Below are 21,105 nucleotides of genomic sequence, written 5' to 3' on the forward strand. Positions count from 1 at the left end.
AATGGCACATATAAGTTTAAAACGACACTTAATAATTAACATAATTTCAGTCACCATAGATCTTTTCGGTGATCAATACCAAATAAATTGATGTTAATCCTAACTTTTTACAAAACAACATCAACAATTAGCTAAGCTAAAAATAAAAAAGAATGTCCCAAAAGCTTCTAACCTCTCTCTCAACACTCAAAATATAGCCGGATAGATAAGCAATTTCAGCTATAAATTGTAGGGAGACGAGGCTAACACTTTGTTTTGGGACATCCTCTTCAACATATTCTATTTTTTATCATCCATCGTCTTTTGGATAAAATTTTCGAGAAAGGGAAAAGTAAAATTCCCGTTTGATAAATCTAGCAGCAAGCGTTCATCTTTGTTTCTTTCAGCTTGCTTTATTTCTGAAATCTCTTTATGAAGCCTCTCCATTTTCCGATCCAACTTGTCTGCCATGACGGACGCTTCCTTTAGTTCTGCAATCATATGCTCTGGTACTTCTTTATTGTATTTATAAAAGATTTTGTGTTCAAGGCTGGCCCAAAAGTCCATGGCAATCGTACGAATTTGAACCTCAACATAAGTTAATTCCTCACGGTCCGACATAAAGATTGGAATTTGCACAATAAAATGGAGGCTTTGATACCCATTTGGCTTTGGATTTTTTATATAATCCTTATAATCGACAACTGTTACATCCTTTTGATTGGCAATCATTCTGCTTAATTCGTAAATATCGGACTGAAAAGAGCAAGTTATTCTGATTCCGGCGATATCACGGACATTTTCTTTAATCGAATGTAAATTAAAGTCGTATCCCTTGCGATACACTTTCTGGATAATACTTTCCGGTGTCTTTAAACGGGATTTCACATGTTCAATTGGATTATAGTCGTGGATATAATTAAATTCTTCTTTAAGGATATTAATTTTAGTATTCATTTCATCTAACGCAAATTTATAGGCCATCATGAACCTCATCAATTCGACCTTCATATCTTTCATTTCTTTTATTTCAAAAATATTTTCTATACTCAAATTGCTGCACCCTCACTTTATTTAACCTTTTAAATTCTTTTTACGTATGTAATCGAATTAACACTTGCTCTGGCATGTGATCATCTCAAGTCAATCATATCATTTCTATTTTACTTGAACTACAATTCAGCTTCATATATACAGATCAATGAATACGTTTGATACTTACCAAGGCTTCACATTTACCCTTTCAATATTTCACTAAAAAAATTTTATTCATTGAAGGACTTAAAAAGATATTTACGAATAATATAGTGTAAAAAAGTCCAGTTTTTGAAAACTTCGTACTGGAAATATTCGTTTTCTTTCCTGTATAATATGTTCAATAATATTTTGAAAGGTGTTGATTAATTTGGCTGACCAAACTGAATCAAAAAAAATCTCTGTTAATTCTACGATTTCATTAAAAGGAATTGTAAAAGCCATTTTCAACGATACCGTTCATGTCCAAATTGGCGGCAAGATTATTTCTCTACCTACTTCCGATTTCCTTCTTGAAAGACCAAGACCAACACAGTAAGGTATTTCTTCCTTGCTTTTACAACTTGTATATATGAAAAAGCCCATCAAAATGATGGGCTTCTCTTTTATATTATTTGGACTTCAATAAAGTCCAACGCCTTACGATTTACTTATTCCCACCCCTCAAGAATGGTCATCTGTATTTTACGAATGACGTCTCCTCTACTGAGGACTCCTACCACCCGATTTTCATCATCGACAACAGGTAATTTTTTAAAATGATGTTTGGACAAAAGTTGAACAACTTTTTTTAATTCGTCTTCAGGATGTATGGTGACAATGTTTCTTGTCTTTGCGATCTTTATAATGGAGAGATTCTTCATTTCGCTCATGCGGCTCTCTAAATTTATTTCCTCAATAAGAATGCTATAGGTAAAATAATTTTGGATATGTTGATCTACTGGTTTGATTGCTCGGAGAATATCTCCATCAGTTACGATACCGAGGAGCTTTCCACCTGAGTCCACAATGGGCACACCGCCTATTTTCTTCTCTACAAATGTTTTCATTACTTCTTTAATTGACGCTTCCGGTAAGACTGTAATGACCTCTTTAATCATGAAATCTTTTACTTTCATACCATTTCACCGCTTTCGGTTCTTTTTTCTTTGCAACGAAAACAAAACATAATCTACAATTTAAGTATTGCATTAGGGTATTGCACTGTCAATGAAGGAAATGTGAACTAACAATTGACTTTATTCCTTTGCCCATAAAAAAAGGACGATATTTCCTTTAGAAATGATCGCCATCTTGCCAAGAATCTATACTACTTCGATATGTGCTTTTGATAGCAATGGCACGTTACGATATGGTCATTCACCATACCTGTTGCCTGCATAAAAGCATAACAAATTGTTGAGCCGACAAATTTAAAGCCACGTTTCTTTAAATCCTTGCTAAGACGATCGCTAATTTCCGTTCTAACAGGAACTTCTGTACCATCTTTAAAATGATTTTGGATAGGACTTCCGCCAACAAAAGACCAAATATACGTACTAAAGGAGCCATATTCCTCTACTATGTTTAAAAAAGCTTTTGCATTAGTTACAACCGCATGTATTTTAAGCCTGTTTCTAACAATTCCTTCATTATGTAAAAGTGCTTCCATTTTCTTTACATCGTATGTCACAATTTTCTTTGCATCAAAATTATCAAATGCTTTCCTATAATGTTCCCTCTTTTTTAAAATCGTGTACCAACTTAAGCCTGCCTGTGCTCCTTCAAGATTCAAATACTCAAAAAGCAAGCGGTCATCATACACCGGAACACCCCATTCATTGTCATGATAACCAAGATAAAGCGGGTCCTGATTTACCCAGCCACATCTATTCATTACGCTCCTCCTCGTCCTCCTAATGATCAAGTAAGCCTATTTCCTTTACTTTAACAACGGCTTCAATTCTTGTTTGCACGCCTAATTTATGGAAAATGCTAGTTAAACTATACTCCAATGACCGTTGGCCCATAAACAATTCTTGAGAAATCTCCTTATTTGTTTTACCTTTTACTAATTCTTGTATGATTTTCTTCTCTTTTTCACTAAGGGAGATGGATTCTTTCGCAATCTCTCGTTGGGAAGAATGGACCGTTCTATGATAGATTTCTTGTAAAAAGGAGATGGGGATCACAATCTCTTGATTTAAAGCGCATCGTATTGCCCTAATTAACTGATCCTTCGTTGCTGCCTTGGAGATAAAGCCCACAGCACCGGACTCCATGAACAAATCTAGATTCGGAAACATTTCATATTCTGTAAAAATTAAAATTTTTGCGTTTGGATCAATCTCTAAAACTTTTTTCGTTAATTCAAATCCGTCCTGCTCCGGCATATGGAGATCGAAAAGCATAACATCAAATGACTGCGTTTTCAATCGTTCTAAAGCCTTTAAACCTGAAGACTCAAAATGGGCTTCCATATCGAATTCATGATTAATTATTAACTTTGTTCCTTCTCCCACTAAAGGATGATCATCAACAAGTAAAATTTGAATCATTTTAACACCCCAAAAAACATAATGGAAATTATATAAATAGACTTTGGCAGTATGAAAATGTTCCTAGCATCCTCAAGTAGATTCTGTCGATACGCATCTCAATTTTTTGCCACAAAAATTATTATACTTTTATAAAATCTTTTTGCCTACTATTTCTTAAAAAAACGGTAAACTATTAAAATTAATGCTGTGTTAAACTTGCCTGTTGATTTGCGCTTCAGGCGCTTCGCTTTCCGCGGGCGTTCCGGGGAGCCTCCTCGGCGCTTAAGCGCCTGTGGGGTCTCCCCTGCCCCGTACTCCCGCAGGACATTGAATTACATCCTTGAATCCGCCCACGCACGAAGGAAATGCGATAGCATTTTCGAGGAGTCTCGCGCCTTCCGCTCCAATCAACATTGTTTCAAAAATCAACAATGACAAAATAAAAAAGTCTCCCTTCTGAGAGACAATAATAGGTATATATTCTTAGGGGGTATTCGATTTTACTTTATTAATCAAAAACTTCTTAAACGAACGAATCAAAGGAAAATCCCTTCGACTCAAGTCTTTGTCGCAAATGAAGTATGGCCATGGAATGGATTTGGGAAATACGGCCTTTTGTGAGATTCAGGACGTCTGCTATCTCCACCTGACTAAGTCCTTCATAGTAAAATAATGAAATGACCAATCTTTCTTTTTCAGAAAGCTTATCTATACAAATGGCTAGCATTTTTTGAAATTCCACCATCTGCAATTGGCGTTCATGAGAGAGTAAATTTTCATCCTTAATTTGATCTAAACGGCTCTGCTGCTTTCCCTCCTCTTCATTTGCATTCACTGGGTCATTAAGTGAGAGCAGGGATGACAACGATAGTGCAGCCATGCTCTGATCCACTTCATCAAGAGGTAAATTCAAATATTTGCTTATCTCGTCTTCTGTAGGTGATCTCATGAAAGTTTGTTCTAAATCGCGAAAGGCAGTATTTACCTTCTTTGCTTTCTCCCGAATTCCGCGCGGCACCCAATCCATTTGTCGAATCCCATCTAGCATGGCTCCTTTTATACGCCATAATCCAAATGTTTCGAATTGATAGCCTTTGTTATAGTCGAATTTTCTGATTGCTTCAATTAGACCAATATAACCTAGCCCAACCAAGTCTTCTTTTGGAATAATCCTCTGTGGAATACTCATGCTTAATCGATTAGCCATTTGCTCGACCAAATAAGCATATTGTTTCACCAAATTTTCCTGTGATAAAAAATCGCCCTTCTCCTGATAAGTCCTCCATAAATAATCATGCGGAATATTTTTTTTGACTGCTGCTCTCAACGATTATCCCCCCTGGTTTTCCTTTGTCCATGTATGGATCGTCTGTGCGATTTTTTCAGGGTCTTGTGTTCCCAACTCATCATGCAATTTTGTTAACGAAATTGCTTGAAATGGTGCTTCTTTCATTGGCCCATCTTCATTTTGTACTATTTTTGGATTCTTCTGTGCAACCGTTTTTTTCTGGTCATGTTCTGAATCTTTTTTTGACGATATTTGCTGTATAAAAAAGCGGAAGAAAAAGCCGAAACCAAAGAAGAGAACAAAACCGATTCCAGCTCTAAACAAGGAATCTGGCCATGTATTGTTGACGATCGAAAAACTATAGGTAAGAAGGAACGCCGCTACTCCTAAGATTATGTTCATGCTCCATTTTCTGGCCATATGGTCATCCCCTTACGACGATTTGCCAAGTGATAAGATTTTTTCAAAAAAGCCATGTAGTCCTTTTGTTGAAACGGAAGAAGTCCGATTGACATCAGGTAAATAAGAATATGCGATTTCTTTGATACTTTTTGATGCGGAACATTTGGGATACGCAATTAAAAAAGGCATTTGCGATTTGACGGACTTATAAATATGTTCATCCTCCATCAGAAAACCAAGTGTTTTCAAAGGCATTTTGAGAAATTTACTAGATGCATTTTTCATCGCTCTTGATGTTTCAACCGCTTCTAGATAAGATCGGGCCCGGTTCACCACCAAAAAAAATGTTGGAGTTTGACTCGTATAGCGAAGAACCGTTTTCATTACAGCATAAGAATCGGCAATGGAAGTTGGCTCTGGTGTCGTAACCAAAATGGTTTCATCAGATGCTAAAATGAAATCAACAAGCTCCTTAGATATACCAGCACCGGTGTCCAGTAAAATGAAATCAGCATAGGTTTGCAGTTCTTGAAGCTGACTCAAAAAAAGTAAAACCTTTGTTTGATCTATTTTTGATAGATCTTCCATTTCCAGACCGCCTGCAATATATTCGATGCCAAAAGTACCTTGTTCGATGACGTCCCAAATCGATTTCCTTTGGTAAAGGACATCTGCCAAACTGTAACGCGGCCTGATGCCCATTAGTATATTAATATTGGCCGTGGATAAATCCAGATCCAAGATGACCACTTTTTTTCCGAACTCTTTTAAGGCTAATGCAAAATTAAGTGAAAAGTTGGATTTGCCGACCCCACCCTTTCCACTTGTGATGGTAATGATACGAGATAATGGTTTTTGTTCCTGCTGATCATGAAATCGATGCATATAGTCTCTTAGCGTTTGAGCTTGATCCATTTTCGATTTCCTCTCCTATTAAGTATCTCGCTAGATGAGCTGCATCGATTGTTGTAATATCTTCAGGAACACTTTGTCCATTTGTGATATACGCTAATTGGTATGGATAGTGAAAAGCAATATTAAGAATGGAGCCGTAACTGCTAGTTTCGTCATATTTCGTTAAGATTAGTTTCTGTATTGAGCTTTCCAAAAACTTATCTAACAAAATTTTCATATCTTCAAATTTTGTGGTCATGCTTAAAACCAAATAATTATCACTCTTAAGTGATTGATTCAAAAATTCATTTATCGAATTCCGGTACTCAATCTCTTTATAATTACGTCCTGTCGTATCCATATAGATAAGGTCATAATGTTCTAGTTTTTTAAGGACGACCTTTAATTCTTCAGCAGATCGGACCACTTCGATCGGAACATTCAAAATTCCAGCATACGTCTTTAGTTGCTCCACAGCAGCAACCCGATAGACGTCTGAAGTGATCATGGCCACTCTACGTTTTTGTTTTAACACCTGTTCGGTGGCGAGCTTAGCGATCGTGGTGGTTTTTCCAACACCAGTTGGCCCAATTACATTAATCATCCGGGTCTCTTCATCGATGGTGTTCGATGTTAAAACCCTCTTATCGAGAATCTCTTGAACAATACAGATCATTTCGTTTTTAATGATGTCATCATCCAAGCCAGTCATAGTTTCATATTTTTTAATCAGTCTATGTAAAATAAATTCAACAACTTCCTCATTTACCCCCTGTTTTCGCAAATGGTCCATCCGTTTGACCAATTCAGGAGGCAAAGCATTGCTTTGTTTATCGTTCATCATGAAGGACATCATCATTTTTCGTAAATGCTGAAGCTCATCAAGTACTGGACTTTCTTTTTCTACTTGATTAATGGGTGAAGAAAAAGATTCTTGCTTTACAGGTGAAGAAACAATTTCTTCCTTTTCAGCTGTTTGTTGAGAGTAAAACTGATATAAATTTTTTGGTTTTTTATAGAGGACAGATGAATCACTTTCCCCCTCATCAAAAGGGGGGACCTGATTGTTCTGATTCTGAATATATTTTTCGCTCTTCTCTTTTAGTTCTAACGCAAATTTAGGTTCCTTTCGAGTACCTTCCTTTTCCACCGAATAGGCTGTTACCTCATATTTTTGTTTCGCAAATAAGCCGAACATTCCGCCTATTTTAACCATCCTCGTATTCACGATGATGGCATTATCACCTAATTGTTCCCGTACCATTTTTAATGCTTGTGGCATAGAATCCGCGATAATTTTTTTCGTTATCATATGTTAACAACTCCTATACTTTGGATCTCAATAGTAGGCTCGAGCTCAGTGTATGCCAGAACAGGCACTGTCGGCAAGATTTTATCAACAAACTGTTTTAAATACATTCGAATGTTAGGTGAGGTTAAGAAAATCGGCTGCCCGCCTGCATTCATGACGTGTTCAATCTGCTCCTGTAATGTTTCAGTAATCTTTCTTGATATGTTCGGATCCATAGAAAGGTAATATCCGCCTGCCTCCGTTTGTTGGATTGAATCGGAAATACCTTTTTCTAATTTAGCCCCTGCCGTCAACACATGGATGACTCCATTCTCTGCATATTGCTCCGTTATTTGTCGGGTTAACGATTGGCGAACGTATTCCGTTAACACTTTCGGATCTTTCGTATAGGCAGCGAAATCGGCAAGTGTTTCAAATATCATAGCAAGATCGCGTATCGATATTTGTTCACGCAGCAGATTCTGTAATACTTTTTGAATATCTCCATTCGATAATAATCCCGGGACAAGTTCCTCGACCAGATTCGGATGAGTTGTTTTCAAGTTTTCGATTAATTCTTTTGTCTCTTCTCTCCGCAATAACTGGTGCGCATACCGTTTTAATACCTCTGTTAAATGCGTGGCAATCACCGATGGCGGGTCGACAATCATATAGCCCAAGAGCTCAGCCTTTTGTTTCTCATCCACATTTACCCAAACTGCTGGCAATCCAAAAGCAGGCTCAACGACCTGAATACCCTCTATTGAACTATCTTCTGGTCCTTGATTCATGGCAAGAAAATGATCAAGATATACTTCCCCGGAAGCAATCCGACTTCCACGGAATTTTAATACATATTGGTTGGGTGGCAACTGTAAATTGTCACGAATCCTGATCGTTGGTAATATCAATCCTAATTCAATCGCAAATTGCCTGCGGATCATGACAATCCGATCGAGTATATCTCCACCCTGATTTTTATCAGCAAGTGGAATCAATCCGTACCCAATCTCTAGCTCCAACGTATCAAGCTGAAGAAGATTGAGCACTTTTTCCGGACTGCCGATATCTTCTTCTTTTCCTTCCATTTCTACCTGTTCAATACGTGTCTCTTCTTTTTTCATAGCGCTTTGCATCGTATAGGCACCAATGGACAAGGCTGCTGCAACAGGAACCGTGATAAAAAGTCCAATCGGTGTAAAGATCCCTAGTAACAAAATCGTTCCTGCTACAATATACAGAAGCTTCGGGTAATTAAAAATTTGTTTCATGATATCGGAACCTAAATTACCGTCCGATGCTGCACGTGTTACGGTTATACCTGTCGCTGTGGAAATGAGCAAGGCAGGAACCTGGCTTACTAATCCATCACCGACAGATAACAATGTAAATGTGCTAGCTGCTTCTGCAAAACCCATTTTATGGATCCCTATCCCAATAGCGAAACCGCCGATGACATTGATAATAAGGATAATAATCCCTGCAATGGCATCTCCTTTAACAAACTTACTTGCACCATCCATGGCGCCGTAAAAATCAGCTTCCTGTTCGATTTTCTTACGTCGTAGCCGCGCATCTTGCTCGCTAATTAACCCGGCATTCATATCTGCATCAATACTCATTTGCTTACCAGGCATCGCATCCAACGTAAACCGGGCTGCCACTTCTGCTACCCTTTCCGATCCCTTTGTTATCACGATAAATTGAATGACAACAAGGATTAAGAAGACGACAAAACCAACAACAGGATTTCCTCCAATAACAAAGGATCCAAATGTATCAATGACTTTACCGCCGTCTGCATTTGATAGAATCGAGCGAGTAGTCGATACATTAAGGGCTAAACGGAATAATGTTGTGAGCAGCAACGCAGTTGGAAAAATAGAAAATTCCAACGGCTCTTTCGTATTCATGGCTACTAACAAAATCATCAGTGACACGCTAATATTACAGATTAAGAGAAAATCCAATATGAATGTGGGCATTGGAATGATCATCATCGCGACAATCAATATGACAACAAACAATACGGAAACATCTTTTGCCTTCATGCCATCCTCCCCTTAAAACGGCCTTCTTGATAATAAACATAAGCTAAAATTTCTGCTACTGCATTGAACAACTCTTCAGGAATGGTATCCCCGATTTCTACTGAGGCAAATAAGGCCCTGGCCAATGGCTTATTTTCTACAGTCATAATTTTATTTTCGGCTGCGATTTCTTTTATTTTTAAAGCAATATGATCTTTTCCTTTTGCAATCACTTCGGGAGCATCCATTGATTCTACATCATAACGAATGGCCACAGCAAAATGTGTCGGGTTCGTTATGACAACGTCCGCTTTTGGCAGCTCCTGCATCATTCGACTCATCGATAACTTCCTTTGTTGAGCTCTTCTCTTTCCTTTTACCACCGGGTCTCCTTCCATCTTTTTGTATTCCTCTTTAATTTCCTGTTTGGACATCCGGAGTTTTTTTTCAAATTCAAATCGCTGATAAAAAAAATCAGCTGCCGCAAGGACGACTAAACAACCAGCCACTGTCAGCCCTAGTTGAAGGATCAAAGAACCTATCAATCTCGCAGCATCATAAATGCTTTTTTGCCCAATGGAGAAAAGTTCCGTTTTCTGGTTCCAAATCACCGCAAAAGCAATGCCAGACGTAATCGTAATTTTCAATAAAGCCTTTACTAACTCTACCAACGATCGGATGGAGAAAATATTTTTGGCTCCTTGAATCGGATTAAGTTTTCCAAAATTCATTTTTAACAAACCAATATTAAAATTAAAGCCGACCTGCAAAAAGTTTGCGAAAAGCCCCACCACCAAAACGATGGCAAAAAAGGGACCTAGCAATTTCGCAGCCTCCCATAATATCTGTTTAAACATTAACTGGAGGCTATGGTAGGAAATATCCCAAAGCATATATTCCTGAAAACAGCGGCGATAGATTTCCATGCAGCCTTCAACAATGCTCTTTCCAGCGATCATGAAGAAAGCGAAGCAAAGCAGCAATGTCAAAGAAGATGAAACTTCGGCGCTCTTGGCAACCTGCCCTTTTTTTCTTGCTTCCCGCCGTTTATGGGGGGTGGCTTTTTCTGTTTTTTCTCCAGACATGCTTACGCCCCCATTATTTTCAAAATTGATGACATCGAATCAAACATAGTTTCGAATAGAACTTTCAACAAGTAAAAGAAACTAGGCAATACCAAAATATAAATCAAGAAATTAATCAAAATTTTGAGAGGTGGTGCCACAACAAAAATATTAATCTGTGGTACAGTCCGGGCAACAACCCCTAACGCAACGTCAACAATAAACAATGTTCCGATAATAGGAGCTGACATCATAAAACCAATCATAAACATTTGCTCAACACATTTCAGTATATAGGTCGACAACCGGCCGTCCATCAAGGCAGGTACCGCTGCCTGAAGTGAGATCCAATCAAAACTGGCTAAGATCCCCTGGATTAAAAGATGATGTGCATTCGTAGAAAATAAGAATAAGAGCGCTAAAATATTTTGAAATTGACCGGTTAGCTGTGTATTTGTCCCGAAGGTTGGATCAAATAGATTGGCCATGGAAAATCCAATTTGCATGTCCATCAGCGATCCTGCTATTTGGACTGAATAGAGCAGGATGGTACCAACCATTCCCAACACAATTCCAACCAAAAACTCCTTCAGTATTAACAAGACCAATTCTCCCATTGATACAGATTGGATAGGATCCTTTATAACGCCGACACATAAAATGCTAAGTACCACACTAAAACCTATTTTGAAAGTGTTTGGTATTTGGCGGCCAGAAAATAACGGCGCAGTTAACATAAATGTAGTGATCCGCACCAAGACAAGTAAAAAGGTCCACCAGGAAAAATGATCAAAAATAGGCATACTCATCATTTACCCCACAAATTTCGAAAGATTTCCCCACAAACTTTGGGTAAAATCAACCACATGCTGAAGCATCCATCCACCGAAAAATAAAAGAGTTAATAATACGGCCACAATTTTGGGGACAAATGCTAGCGTCTGTTCTTGGATTTGGGTTGTAGCTTGAAAAATACTAATCAATAAACCTACCAATAAAGCCACACCACACACTGGTGCAATTACAATGAGAATCGTGTACATAGAATTTTGGGCAAGTCGTAAAACCAGTTCAGTAGACATTATGTAACCTTCCTTCTTAAAAACTCATCAGCAATGATTTCACAATTAAATCCCAACCATCGACTAAAATAAATAATAGAATCTTAAACGGCAGCGAAATCATCACTGGCGGAAGCATCATCATTCCCATCGACATCAACACACTTGATACAATCATATCGATGACCAAGAAAGGAATAAAAATCATAAATCCCATTTGAAAAGCGGTCTTTAATTCACTTATGGCATAAGCCGGAACTAAGGCTCGTAATGGTATGTCCTTTACCTGATCAGGCTTTTTTATTCCAGCGTAATCCATAAACAGCGCCAAATCTTTTTCACGCGTCTGTTTTGCCATAAATTCTTTCAATTCCGAGCTTGCGGTTGTGTATGCCTGTTGCTGAGACATGTTTCCTGCCATAAAGGGTTGAAAGGCATCTTGATTTATTTTGGAAAACGTTGGTCCCATAACAAAAAAAGTTAAAAATAGCGACAAACCAATGATGACTTGATTTGGCGGAATTTGCTGGGTTCCGAGAGCGCTGCGAACAAACCCTAACACGACAATGATGCGAGTAAAGCAAGTCATTAAAACAAGAATGGCAGGTGCTATCGACAGCACGGTTATCAATATAATAATTCGCACCGTATTCGAAACATTTTGAGGATCATTTGACCCCAAATCAATACCAGGCAACAATGTATCAGTAGTCCCTGCCGCATGGGCAATCGAAAAGATCCCTAATGTAAACAGAGGAACGAGAAAAGCCAATTTGCGAAACATACTTCCTATTCCTCCTCATTTTTGTGACGCATTTTTTGCATTTGTTTTTGTAAAACAGAACTCCATATTTTCCCAGTATCCTTAAGATCCCACTTGGGGGAAAATCCTTCAGGCTGATTTTCAAAGCTCTCGAGTAAATGTTGATATTCTTCCCCTTGGTTAATCGTGCGGATCAAGGAAACAGTCTCGCCAACCCCCAAGATATAAATGGTTTGTCCAATGAGTAAGACTTGCAAAGAACGGTTATTCCCTAGCATATAACTTCCTAAAGAGATAAACGATCCATTCGATTGTAAGAGACGGTTTCGTTTCGATAAAAAACGTAACAATAAAATCAATAACACGATAATTAAAATAAATGAGAAAATAAATTTCATCAATAAGGGAAAAAGAGAGGATGAGGCGCTATCCACTCCTTTTGTCGATGGCGGGGACGGCGTTTTGTCCGCACCATTGTGGATAGCGTCATAAACGGAATGGTCGCTCGCTGAAGAAAAGCCCGCGGCAAGAGTAGTGGGCTGAAAAGAAAATATATATAACAATAAAACGAAAAAGAATATGAAACGTTTCATGATGTTCTCCTTCCTTGGAGTTATTTCTGCTTGTTTAAATTGGCGGTGATTTGAGCGGCCAGATTGGGATTTTTATTCTCAATTTCGGCTAAAATTTGTGAACGACTGCTTGTCGTGGTATTCCTCAAAAGGTCCATCGCAACTTGCGAATTTGTCCCCATCATAGATTGAATAATACCTGCAGATTGGGCGGCTGGCATCCCTGAAAGAGTATCTGCCATAGTTTGCGTTGGATTCTCCTGCTGCAGTGCCAAGTCATGAACTTGTTGTTTAAGCATTGCTTGATCCGTTGCCGTAAGTGTTGGGATTTCATTTAACAAAAGGGTAATTTGCGCTGCTTTCTTGGCATCCCTCATACTTGATAAAATACTGCTTTGCTGATTGGCATTCAGCTGTGAAAGCGTTAATGAAGCATCCTCAAGCGACATCGTCTGGATCATGGCAGACGCTTTTGAAGGCGGCATTGTGGCATAAAGCCCCGCAACTTGCTTCATTTGATCCTGTGTTTGGTTCGTTTGTTTTGTATCAAGTTGCTTTTGCAATTCTTGATTATTCAGTTTTACCTGAACCAACTCTTTTTGAGTGTCGCTTAGCTGTTTGTTAACATCAGACAATTTTCGATCCGATGCTGATAAGTCGGACTGACTTTTTTCATACTTCTGTTGCAAATTGCCTGAGTCATTTGTATTTACTGCCTCAGAAGCAGCTGGGGCAGGGATCATATGGTTAATGATTGGGATTTTCCTTCCCAAATCTTGAAAGGTCTTTCCAATCGGAACACCCATGATATTCATGATTAACAAGACCAAAATAACTGTCATGATGCTAGGAATTCCGTAAAGTAAAATCGTTCCTAGCTTCCCACGATGTTTCTCTTCCATTTGATTTCTCCTCATATTCTTCTGGAATAGCGTAAGACAGCCATTTCATCGAGCATAGCCTGTTCCTGCCGTTCCATCTGCTTTAAAAAAACTTGTTTTGATTTCGCCTTCCATTGGTTCCACATTTTTGCTTCTTGCGTTTTTTCTATGAGCACTTGGTGTTTTTGTTCCACTTCATGTTGAATTCGCTGGGATTGATGTTTCAATTGTTCCATTTTCAGATTTACATGTTCAATTTCCTTCTGGACCTCTATAAGCTCCCAAACGGTTTTTCGATTCACATGATTATATAAGTCAAATGCTTTATCTTTTTCTGATTCTAGCCCATCCATTTGGTCCTCGAGTTCTAACTGACGAAGCTTCATTGTTCCATATTCCTGCTCGGCTATTTCCTTCTCTTTTTCTTTGACATCAAGAACTTTTTGAAAAGAAAAATCAAATTTCATCGAATCATCGCTCCAAATTGTGAAATTAAGAAAGATTTTGCATCTTCTAGCTTAGAAGCTTCAAAAATACCTTGTCGTAAAAATTGATCCATTTGTGGTTTTAACCGAATAGCTAAATCAATATCCCGATTCGAGCCTTTTTTGTACGCACCAATATTGATTAAGTCTTCAGCCTCATTATAAGAAGCCAACAATTTTTTAAAGGTGTGAACGGAACTCAAATGTTCATCCGAAGTAATCTCGGTCATTACCCGGCTGGCACTATTTAAAACATCAATGGCTGGAAAAATTCCCTTCCCTGCAATGGATCTGTTTAAAACAATATGTCCATCTAAGATTCCTCTTACCGCGTCTGCTATTGGTTCGTTCATATCGTCGCCATCCACAAGTACCGTGTAAATAGCCGAAATCGAGCCCTTTGGCCCTGTTCCTGCACGCTCTAATAACTGTGGAAGCATCGCAAAAACGGAGGGAGTATAGCCTTTCGTCGTAGGGGGCTCACCAATTGCTAAGCCAATCTCTCTTTGTGCCATCGCAAAACGAGTCACAGAGTCCATGACAAGTAATACGTTTTTACCTTGATTGCGAAAATACTCTGCAATAGAAGTAGCTGTCAGGGCCCCTTTTATGCGAATAAGAGCCGGCTGATCCGATGTCGCTACAATAACAACAGATTTTTTCAGTCCTTCTTCTCCTAAATTTTGCTCTAAAAAATCGTTCACTTCACGACCACGCTCACCAATCAAGGCAATGACATTAACATCAGCAGTCGTGTTTCGGGAGATCATTCCGAGCAGCGTGCTTTTTCCGACCCCACTTCCCGCAAAAATCCCGATCCTTTGTCCTTTTCCCATCGTCAGTAAGCCATCAATTGTGCGAACCCCAACTCTCAAGGGAGAAAGAATCCTTGGTCTACTGAGTGGGTTCGGTGGTTTAGAGTACGTGGGTACTTCCTCTAAACCAAGTGGAAGTGGCATTCCATCAATGGGTTGGCCCAGGCCATCAAGAACCCTACCGAGCAATTGACTGCCTGCCTTAACCGTTATGGGTTTACCGCTTGCGACCACATCACAGCCGGGACCGATCGATTGAACCTCCCCAAGAGGCATGAGCAGCACTTTGTTTTCTTTGATCCCCACAACCTCAGCCTGAATGGGAGTTTGCGACTGAGCGGGGTAGATGGAACATAGTTCACCTATTCTAACATCGGGGCCTTGAGATTCAATCGTAAGCCCGATGATTTGCGTGATTTTCCCGTTCACTCTTACTGGATCGATACTGCGAATCAGTTTTACATAGTTTTCAGTTGACAGGAACACTTTCAACCTCCCCCCCCGCCTCTAGGATTACCTTTTTGATCTCTTCGATTTGGGTATCAATACTAGCATCTACGCTTCCATATGCGGTGCGAATAATACAACCTTTTGGGGTAACGGAATGATCCGGAATGATTTTGATTTCGGTTTCACCATTCACAACGGCCACAAGATGGGCGCGCTGTGAATGAATAAAATCAAAATCATCAGGATGAACGCAAACAGTGATAAACTCTTTTTCTTTAAAACGAAGGATGTTCTGCTTGATTAACTCGACAAACTTACCAGGATAACACGCTAATTCTTGTTTTAAAATTTGGGAAGCGATGGCAAAACTTAACTCTAGTAAAAATGGCTCTGCTTCGCTTATAATGACTTCCTTTTGTTCATAAGCTTGATGTAACAAGTGTTGAACCTGTTCTAATTTCCCTTGATATTCTTGCTGAATTTGGCTAACAGCTTCTTGCTTCCCGTTCGCAAATCCTTCGGTAAACCCTTCCTGTTTTGCCTCAAGTGCCATAGTCTCTAGCTTTTTCTTGTTTTCATCCCAAATCTGGTTGATTTGATCTTGGGCAGCTGCTTCTATTAAACAGGCATTTTTCTCAGCCTTGTCGATAATGGCTTGTGCTTGAACTTGAGCCTCGTAAAGTACTTGTCGAATTTCAGGAATATCAACTTCCCTATGAACAGCTTCAGATTTCCTTTCATCTTCATTTGAGTGAAATGAAATTGGAGGCTGAGTAATAACCTTTACTTCATCAACTAAAGAGAGATTTGACGACTTAAAAACTTTAGAATAAGATATCATCATTTACACCTCGAGCAATGACAATCTCTCCAGAATCCTCTAAGCGGCGAATAATCGATACAATTCTTCCTTGTGCTTCTTCGACATCTTTAACTCTGACGGGTCCAAGATACTTCAATTCTTCTTCGAACTCTTCAACCATACGCTGTGACATGTTCTCATAAATGACTTTCTTGACTTCATCGCTAGAAGCTTTTAAGGACAGTAGTAAGTCTTGATTTTCCACTTCCTGAATAACACGCTGAATAGCTCGACGATCAAGACTAATGATATCCTCAAAAGTAAACATCCGTTTTTTGATTTCCTCTACCAAGTCATTATCTTTACTTGCTAAGTGTTCAAGGATTGATTTTTCAGTGCCACGGTCAACACCATTTAGGATGCTTACAATCGATTCTATTCCACCAACCACACTATAATCCTGACGAATGGTTGCCGTTAACTTTCTTTCTAAAATACTTTCCACTTCATTAATGACATCTGGTGACGTTTGTTCCAACAAGGCAATTCGTCTCGCTACATCGGATTGAAGGTCACCAGGTAATGATGAAAGAATCATAGACGATTGTTGCGGATCTAAATGGGCTAATACCAACGCAATCGTTTGAGGGTGTTCATTTTGCAGAAAGTGATAGATTTCCATTGCATCAATTCGACGTGCAAAATCAAATGGTTTAACCTGTAGATGTGCCGTTAAACGTTGAATAATTAATTTAGCACGGTCCCTGCCTAGAGCGGATTCTAATACATCCTGAGCAAAACTGATCCCACCCATTGCCAGATAGTCTTGAGCAATACACATTTCATGAAATTCCTTCAATACTTCTTCTTTTTCAACTGGATTTACTTTATTTATATTGGCAATAGCAAGTGTCAGCACATCAATTTCCTCAGTTGGTAAATGATTGAAAACCTTGGCAGACACCTCTTTCCCCATCGAAATAAGCAAAATCGCTGCTTTTTGTCTCCCATTCAACTTTAATGCTGATGCCATAGAAATTACACCTCCTCATCATGAAGCCATGTCCTAATAATTTTCGAGAAGTCTTCCGGTCTTTGTTCAACCAATTTTTTTAATTGGCTTTCTACACTCATATCCTGCTCTTCAAAATACTCTGTTACTTCAGCAGGATGTGGAATAGAGTCTGCCTGTTCCACCTCTAGTTGATTTTGTTTCTTTCTTCGAACAAGCCACCATATCAATCCACCTATCAGTAAAGCACCTGCTGCTACTCCTAAACCAATATAGAGCCCATTATTCGAAGATTGGTTTTTAAAAGCGGTATTATTCGCAAATTGATGCGGAAAGATCGTAATGCGGTCATCTATCTCTTTTTGAGATAAATTCGGATGACCGAGTGCGGTCTGTACTGTATTCGAAACAATGTTTCGAACATTATCTTCCGTTGCTTTTGATAGCTTATTAGAAGAAGAGTCTGGTTCCACACCAACATTAATGGTTATGTCATCTATTTGATATGGGCTTTTGATGATTTCGTTATTAATTCGATTTACCTCATAATTCACCTTGTCTTGCGTTTGTTCGTAATGACCATTACCACCTGAGGTACTTCCTGGATATCCAGGAACATCGGTAGCACCGGTTCCAGTAACTCCACCGGCACTGGCCCCATTTCCATCGTATGTAGTAGCGCTTTTATCCGAGCTTATAACGATTCCGTTATTATTTTTATCCGTTGGCTTTACTAATTTTTCTTCTGTCTTGACTTTATCAAAATTCATTTTTACTAGAGTTTGCACATATACTTTATCAGTACCAAGGACCGTTCCTAGTAAACTTTGAATACTTTGCTGAATATCTTGTTGGATGTTCTGTTGGATTTTTCGCTGTTGGTCATATTGACTAAGAGATTGATCCCCATCACTTGAATCTTGTAGTGCCAATGTCTCACTATACTGGTTCATGATCGTGATGTTTTCCATCGGTAGATTCGGTACACTTTTTGATACTAAAGTGTATAGCGCACGAATTTGCTGTGAATTTAATTGTGTTCCTGGCGCAACTTGTACCATCACAGAAGCGGTAGCTTTTTGTTGCTGATCCTGCTTAATAAAGACGGAATTTTGAGGCAATGTTAAAATCACTTCTGCGTTTTTTATTCCATCTACATGTTTAAGCACATTAGCCACTTGATTTTGCATGGCTTCACGTTCAAGTACGTCATATTGACGATCTGTTGCCCCAAAAGAAAGATTTTGGCTAAATACGTCATAATTAATCGTGTTGTCTTTTGGATAACCCTTAGAAGCAAGACTAACCACTAAATTAGCTGCATCCTTTTTAGGTACAAGCAACATCGTTCCATTATCGGATATCTTATAATTTTTATTCCCTTCTTTATCCAGTTCAGCTTTTATGTCGCCTACTTCCCGCTGAGATAATTGCCCGGTATACAAAGGCACATATTGCGGTCGAGACGACATAAAAACGAAGATAGAAAGGGCAGCAACAAGGAATACAAACGTCCCTATTATAAGCCATTTTTGTTTCGAGCTGCGCTCAATCCAGTATTTACTGAAGAGTTCTTTTGTTTGTTTGAGTTGATCTGTCCATGATCGTTTCATTTCTCACCTTGTCCAGCTTTCTATCATTATCTATATTTGCATTCGCATGATATCTTGGTATGCTTCAACAGCCTTATCTCTCACCGTGACGGTAAGTTCCAATGCCAGTTTCGCCTTCTGTGAAGCAATCACCGCATCATGTACGTTGTCAATTTGGCCGGTCGCAACTTTGGTTGAAAGGTCGTCAGCCTGTTTAACGGTTGAGTCTACATTATCTAAGTATCCTTGGAGCATATTTGAAAACGAGGTGTTTGTTTGATTCGATTCTACTTTTTGAAATGGATTTTGATTTATTTTGATTGAACCAACGTTTGAAACGTTCATCTATGTTCCTCCTAACGACTAAGATCTAATGCTTTTAACATCATTGATTTTCCAGTATTAAAGGACGTAACATTTGCTTCATATGCTCTTGAGGCCGAGAGCAAGTCAACCATTTCCTTTGATGTGTCTACATTTGGCATCGCCACATACCCATTACTATCTGCATCAGGATTACTTGGATCGTAAACCATATTATACGGTGTTGGATCATCTACAATTCCAGTCACCCTTACCCCTTGCAGCCCGGTTTGTGATGGTGATTGTTTTTGCATTTCTCCTTGTAATACTTGATCAAAAGAATTTCCCCTTGGTTCCATCGTAACCATTTTACGGCGATAAGGTTCCCATTTGCCATTAACCAATTGCGCCCTTGTTGTTTGAGCGTTCGCAATATTAGAGGAGACGACATCCATTCGCAGCCTTTGTGCGGTTAAGGCCGATGAACTAATATTTAATGAATCAAACATCTTCCTTAACTCCTTCCTGTAACCGCTACCGATAATTGTTGAAACTGACTATCAAGCTGCTGTGTCACCGAATAGTACCATAAAGCATTTTTTGATAAGTTCGTCATCTCTTTGTCAATATCAACGTTATTCCCGTTGTTTTGCATGACCGTATCAGTATTTTCAACGATTTGGGGTGTCGGAGCGAGAGTAGCGTCACCAATCACGATATGACGAGGGTCAGTTCGATTCCCCACAAAATTTGATTGATTGGATAAGTGCTGTTTCAATAAATCCTCAAACACGACTTGTTTTCCTTTAAATCCAGGAGTTTCTGCATTCGCAATATTATTGGATATAACCTGCTGGCGTAAACTGGAAGCATCTAATGCCGATTGTAGGATGCCGATATTATTCAAGATGATCCTCCCTTTCCGCTAATAAAAATTTTTATTATTTTTGATAAATATCAAAAAGTTTTGCAACCTTTTTCAATATACTATAAAAGAAGAGGAAAAATCTACAATTTTCGCGTCTGAAATACTGGGTGTAAAGTACTATTTTAAAGCAAAAAGTACACATTTCATGTTTGATTCATTAAACCTTAAACTGATCAAAATATTTTGTAACTCCGGTTACCCAATGATTGTTTAGACCAGTAGGATCATTATCAGCTCCAATAGGAGCATACTTCGCACCAATCTTCGCAATGCTCGATAAGCCTGCACCAAGATAGTTCTTGCTTAAATTACGCGCCATATCCATAATACTATCTTCAATTGATGGATAAGATTTTAAACCATTAATGCCCATCATACCGGCAATATTATTTTTTTCATTGGCTGCTCGGGATTTTCCATTTCCTGTTTCATGTTGGGCAACAGCAGCAAGCATAGCAGGATCGATATTAAATTGTTTTCCTGCACGAACAAAAACTTCCCCCATTCCTTTTAATTTTCCACCCAAAACTTTATTTATTTTTTCTGGGTCAATCGCCCTAAATCGTAACGGATCATCCGTGCTTAAGGGGTTATTTTGCTTATCGGTAGAAGAGTTCAACGCCATCCCTAAATTTGGTGAAAAAGAATTGGACGTTGGCTTAACAGCGGATTGCAAATCCTGTTCCATCAATAGTTGATTTAGAACCGCTGCAAAAAGATTTTCACCTGATGAAGCATTCTTCACGGTTTGCGATTGATCAGCTCTACTCAGCGTATTTATAAGCATTGACCTAGTAAACCAATCATCTCCAATTATCAACGAAATCTATCCCTTCAAAAATTTTGTTTTTTTGTAACAATTTTATCCAAATCAATCAAAAACACAATAACAAATATCACTATAAAGCATTAAAATAGGCGTGATTAAGCGAATAAAAA

25 protein-coding genes are annotated in these 21,105 nt (G+C 38.7%); 1 reads left to right on the forward strand and 24 read right to left on the reverse strand.

Features of this window, described 5'->3' with window-relative positions:
- Positions 1–279: 279 nt before the first annotated feature.
- Positions 280–999, reverse strand: coding sequence for a GTP pyrophosphokinase (locus BN1082_RS03825; RefSeq protein ID WP_245640344.1), 720 nt, complete (start codon positions 997–999; stop codon positions 280–282).
- A 385-nt stretch (positions 1,000–1,384) separates the two neighbouring features.
- On the opposite strand from BN1082_RS03825, the gene BN1082_RS27280 reads away from it, so the two are divergent.
- A complete protein-coding gene (locus tag BN1082_RS27280; RefSeq protein WP_176699634.1) occupies positions 1,385–1,552 on the forward strand; it encodes a hypothetical protein in 168 nt (55 codons plus the stop codon).
- 112 nt (positions 1,553–1,664) lie between these two features.
- On the opposite strand, the gene BN1082_RS03830 is transcribed toward BN1082_RS27280, so the two are convergent.
- The 23 genes from BN1082_RS03830 to BN1082_RS03940 form a co-directional block, all read right to left on the reverse strand.
- On the reverse strand, positions 1,665–2,132 hold the full coding sequence (locus tag BN1082_RS03830; RefSeq protein WP_090631079.1) for a CBS domain-containing protein: 468 nt from the start codon (positions 2,130–2,132) through the stop codon (positions 1,665–1,667).
- Between the two features lie 191 nt (positions 2,133–2,323).
- The gene (locus tag BN1082_RS03835) at positions 2,324–2,890 is read right to left on the reverse strand and encodes a DNA-3-methyladenine glycosylase I (protein WP_090631082.1); all 567 of its coding nucleotides are present in this window, start codon (positions 2,888–2,890) and stop codon (positions 2,324–2,326) included.
- Positions 2,891–2,909: 19 nt separating this feature from the next.
- Positions 2,910–3,551: a response regulator transcription factor gene (locus BN1082_RS03840; protein ID WP_090631085.1), complete on the reverse strand. Its 642-nt coding sequence runs from the start codon at positions 3,549–3,551 to the stop codon at positions 2,910–2,912.
- Between the two features lie 505 nt (positions 3,552–4,056).
- Positions 4,057–4,860, reverse strand: a complete 804-nt coding sequence (locus BN1082_RS03845; protein ID WP_090631088.1) for a sigma-70 family RNA polymerase sigma factor — start codon at positions 4,858–4,860, stop codon at positions 4,057–4,059.
- 3 nt (positions 4,861–4,863) lie between these two features.
- The gene (locus tag BN1082_RS03850; RefSeq protein WP_090631091.1) at positions 4,864–5,241 is read right to left on the reverse strand and encodes a hypothetical protein; all 378 of its coding nucleotides are present in this window, start codon (positions 5,239–5,241) and stop codon (positions 4,864–4,866) included.
- A 12-nt stretch (positions 5,242–5,253) separates the two neighbouring features.
- On the reverse strand, positions 5,254–6,138 hold the full coding sequence (locus tag BN1082_RS03855) for a MinD/ParA family protein (RefSeq protein ID WP_090631094.1): 885 nt from the start codon (positions 6,136–6,138) through the stop codon (positions 5,254–5,256).
- Positions 6,092–7,429, reverse strand: coding sequence for a flagellar biosynthesis GTPase FlhF (gene flhF, locus BN1082_RS03860; protein WP_090631097.1), 1,338 nt, complete (start codon positions 7,427–7,429; stop codon positions 6,092–6,094). Before flhF ends, BN1082_RS03855 begins: the two co-directional genes overlap by 47 nt.
- Positions 7,426–9,459, reverse strand: a complete 2,034-nt coding sequence (flhA, locus tag BN1082_RS03865) for a flagellar biosynthesis protein FlhA (RefSeq protein WP_090631101.1) — start codon at positions 9,457–9,459, stop codon at positions 7,426–7,428. Before flhA ends, flhF begins: the two co-directional genes overlap by 4 nt.
- Complete coding sequence (gene flhB / locus BN1082_RS03870) at positions 9,456–10,523, reverse strand: flagellar biosynthesis protein FlhB (protein WP_090631105.1); 1,068 nt, start codon at positions 10,521–10,523, stop codon at positions 9,456–9,458. Before flhB ends, flhA begins: the two co-directional genes overlap by 4 nt.
- 2 nt (positions 10,524–10,525) lie before the next feature.
- Positions 10,526–11,305: a flagellar biosynthetic protein FliR gene (fliR, locus tag BN1082_RS03875; RefSeq protein ID WP_176699635.1), complete on the reverse strand. Its 780-nt coding sequence runs from the start codon at positions 11,303–11,305 to the stop codon at positions 10,526–10,528.
- Positions 11,306–11,314: 9 nt separating this feature from the next.
- A complete protein-coding gene (fliQ, locus tag BN1082_RS03880) occupies positions 11,315–11,584 on the reverse strand; it encodes a flagellar biosynthesis protein FliQ (protein WP_090631111.1) in 270 nt (89 codons plus the stop codon).
- Positions 11,585–11,600: 16 nt separating this feature from the next.
- A complete protein-coding gene (fliP, locus tag BN1082_RS03885) occupies positions 11,601–12,347 on the reverse strand; it encodes a flagellar type III secretion system pore protein FliP (RefSeq protein WP_090631114.1) in 747 nt (248 codons plus the stop codon).
- A gap of 5 nt (positions 12,348–12,352) precedes the next feature.
- Complete coding sequence (locus BN1082_RS03890; RefSeq protein WP_090631117.1) at positions 12,353–12,919, reverse strand: flagellar biosynthetic protein FliO; 567 nt, start codon at positions 12,917–12,919, stop codon at positions 12,353–12,355.
- 20 nt (positions 12,920–12,939) lie between these two features.
- Positions 12,940–13,800 carry a MotE family protein gene (locus BN1082_RS03895; RefSeq protein ID WP_090631120.1) on the reverse strand — a complete coding sequence of 287 codons (861 nt, stop codon included), beginning with the start codon at positions 13,798–13,800 and terminating at the stop codon, positions 12,940–12,942.
- A gap of 11 nt (positions 13,801–13,811) precedes the next feature.
- Positions 13,812–14,246, reverse strand: coding sequence for a flagellar export protein FliJ (gene fliJ / locus BN1082_RS03900; protein ID WP_090631123.1), 435 nt, complete (start codon positions 14,244–14,246; stop codon positions 13,812–13,814).
- The gene (gene fliI, locus BN1082_RS03905; protein WP_090631126.1) at positions 14,243–15,565 is read right to left on the reverse strand and encodes a flagellar protein export ATPase FliI; all 1,323 of its coding nucleotides are present in this window, start codon (positions 15,563–15,565) and stop codon (positions 14,243–14,245) included. The genes fliJ and fliI overlap by 4 nt, the downstream gene beginning before the upstream one ends.
- Positions 15,549–16,373 (reverse strand): FliH/SctL family protein, encoded by an 825-nt coding sequence (locus BN1082_RS03910; RefSeq protein WP_090631128.1) that lies wholly within the window; start codon positions 16,371–16,373, stop codon positions 15,549–15,551. Before BN1082_RS03910 ends, fliI begins: the two co-directional genes overlap by 17 nt.
- Complete coding sequence (fliG, locus tag BN1082_RS03915; RefSeq protein WP_090631130.1) at positions 16,354–17,364, reverse strand: flagellar motor switch protein FliG; 1,011 nt, start codon at positions 17,362–17,364, stop codon at positions 16,354–16,356. Before fliG ends, BN1082_RS03910 begins: the two co-directional genes overlap by 20 nt.
- A gap of 5 nt (positions 17,365–17,369) precedes the next feature.
- Positions 17,370–18,956, reverse strand: a complete 1,587-nt coding sequence (gene fliF / locus BN1082_RS03920) for a flagellar basal-body MS-ring/collar protein FliF (protein WP_090631133.1) — start codon at positions 18,954–18,956, stop codon at positions 17,370–17,372.
- Between the two features lie 30 nt (positions 18,957–18,986).
- Positions 18,987–19,280 (reverse strand): flagellar hook-basal body complex protein FliE, encoded by a 294-nt coding sequence (gene fliE, locus BN1082_RS03925; RefSeq protein ID WP_090631136.1) that lies wholly within the window; start codon positions 19,278–19,280, stop codon positions 18,987–18,989.
- 11 nt (positions 19,281–19,291) lie between these two features.
- Complete coding sequence (gene flgC, locus BN1082_RS03930; protein WP_090631139.1) at positions 19,292–19,747, reverse strand: flagellar basal body rod protein FlgC; 456 nt, start codon at positions 19,745–19,747, stop codon at positions 19,292–19,294.
- 5 nt (positions 19,748–19,752) lie between these two features.
- A complete protein-coding gene (gene flgB, locus BN1082_RS03935; protein ID WP_245640302.1) occupies positions 19,753–20,145 on the reverse strand; it encodes a flagellar basal body rod protein FlgB in 393 nt (130 codons plus the stop codon).
- A gap of 178 nt (positions 20,146–20,323) precedes the next feature.
- Positions 20,324–20,986, reverse strand: a complete 663-nt coding sequence (locus BN1082_RS03940; protein ID WP_245640303.1) for a glucosaminidase domain-containing protein — start codon at positions 20,984–20,986, stop codon at positions 20,324–20,326.
- Positions 20,987–21,105 lie beyond the last annotated feature (119 nt).

Source organism: Neobacillus massiliamazoniensis (assembly GCF_001048695.1).
Classification (GTDB): domain Bacteria; phylum Bacillota; class Bacilli; order Bacillales; family Cytobacillaceae; genus Neobacillus; species Neobacillus massiliamazoniensis.

What these genes read in the sequence shown, in the direction of transcription:
- fliP (WP_090631114.1), bottom strand. Translation starts at nt 12,347, where the DNA reads ATGTTTCGCAAATTGGCTTTTCTCGTTCCTCTGTTTACATTAGGGATC.
- BN1082_RS03855 (WP_090631094.1), bottom strand. Translation starts at nt 6,138, where the DNA reads ATGGATCAAGCTCAAACGCTAAGAGACTATATGCATCGATTTCATGAT.
- BN1082_RS03840 (WP_090631085.1), bottom strand. Translation starts at nt 3,551, where the DNA reads ATGATTCAAATTTTACTTGTTGATGATCATCCTTTAGTGGGAGAAGGA.
- BN1082_RS03895 (WP_090631120.1), bottom strand. Translation starts at nt 13,800, where the DNA reads ATGGAAGAGAAACATCGTGGGAAGCTAGGAACGATTTTACTTTACGGA.
- flhB (WP_090631105.1), bottom strand. Translation starts at nt 10,523, where the DNA reads ATGTCTGGAGAAAAAACAGAAAAAGCCACCCCCCATAAACGGCGGGAA.
- fliJ (WP_090631123.1), bottom strand. Translation starts at nt 14,246, where the DNA reads ATGAAATTTGATTTTTCTTTTCAAAAAGTTCTTGATGTCAAAGAAAAA.
- fliG (WP_090631130.1), bottom strand. Translation starts at nt 17,364, where the DNA reads ATGGCATCAGCATTAAAGTTGAATGGGAGACAAAAAGCAGCGATTTTG.
- BN1082_RS03825 (WP_245640344.1), bottom strand. Translation starts at nt 999, where the DNA reads ATGAAAGATATGAAGGTCGAATTGATGAGGTTCATGATGGCCTATAAA.
- fliQ (WP_090631111.1), bottom strand. Translation starts at nt 11,584, where the DNA reads ATGTCTACTGAACTGGTTTTACGACTTGCCCAAAATTCTATGTACACG.
- fliF (WP_090631133.1), bottom strand. Translation starts at nt 18,956, where the DNA reads ATGAAACGATCATGGACAGATCAACTCAAACAAACAAAAGAACTCTTC.
- flhF (WP_090631097.1), bottom strand. Translation starts at nt 7,429, where the DNA reads ATGATAACGAAAAAAATTATCGCGGATTCTATGCCACAAGCATTAAAA.
- flgC (WP_090631139.1), bottom strand. Translation starts at nt 19,747, where the DNA reads ATGTTTGATTCATTAAATATTAGTTCATCGGCCTTAACCGCACAAAGG.
- flhA (WP_090631101.1), bottom strand. Translation starts at nt 9,459, where the DNA reads ATGAAGGCAAAAGATGTTTCCGTATTGTTTGTTGTCATATTGATTGTC.
- BN1082_RS03910 (WP_090631128.1), bottom strand. Translation starts at nt 16,373, where the DNA reads ATGATGATATCTTATTCTAAAGTTTTTAAGTCGTCAAATCTCTCTTTA.
- fliR (WP_176699635.1), bottom strand. Translation starts at nt 11,305, where the DNA reads ATGCCTATTTTTGATCATTTTTCCTGGTGGACCTTTTTACTTGTCTTG.
- BN1082_RS03830 (WP_090631079.1), bottom strand. Translation starts at nt 2,132, where the DNA reads ATGAAAGTAAAAGATTTCATGATTAAAGAGGTCATTACAGTCTTACCG.
- fliE (WP_090631136.1), bottom strand. Translation starts at nt 19,280, where the DNA reads ATGAACGTTTCAAACGTTGGTTCAATCAAAATAAATCAAAATCCATTT.
- BN1082_RS03890 (WP_090631117.1), bottom strand. Translation starts at nt 12,919, where the DNA reads ATGAAACGTTTCATATTCTTTTTCGTTTTATTGTTATATATATTTTCT.
- BN1082_RS03850 (WP_090631091.1), bottom strand. Translation starts at nt 5,241, where the DNA reads ATGGCCAGAAAATGGAGCATGAACATAATCTTAGGAGTAGCGGCGTTC.
- BN1082_RS03835 (WP_090631082.1), bottom strand. Translation starts at nt 2,890, where the DNA reads ATGAATAGATGTGGCTGGGTAAATCAGGACCCGCTTTATCTTGGTTAT.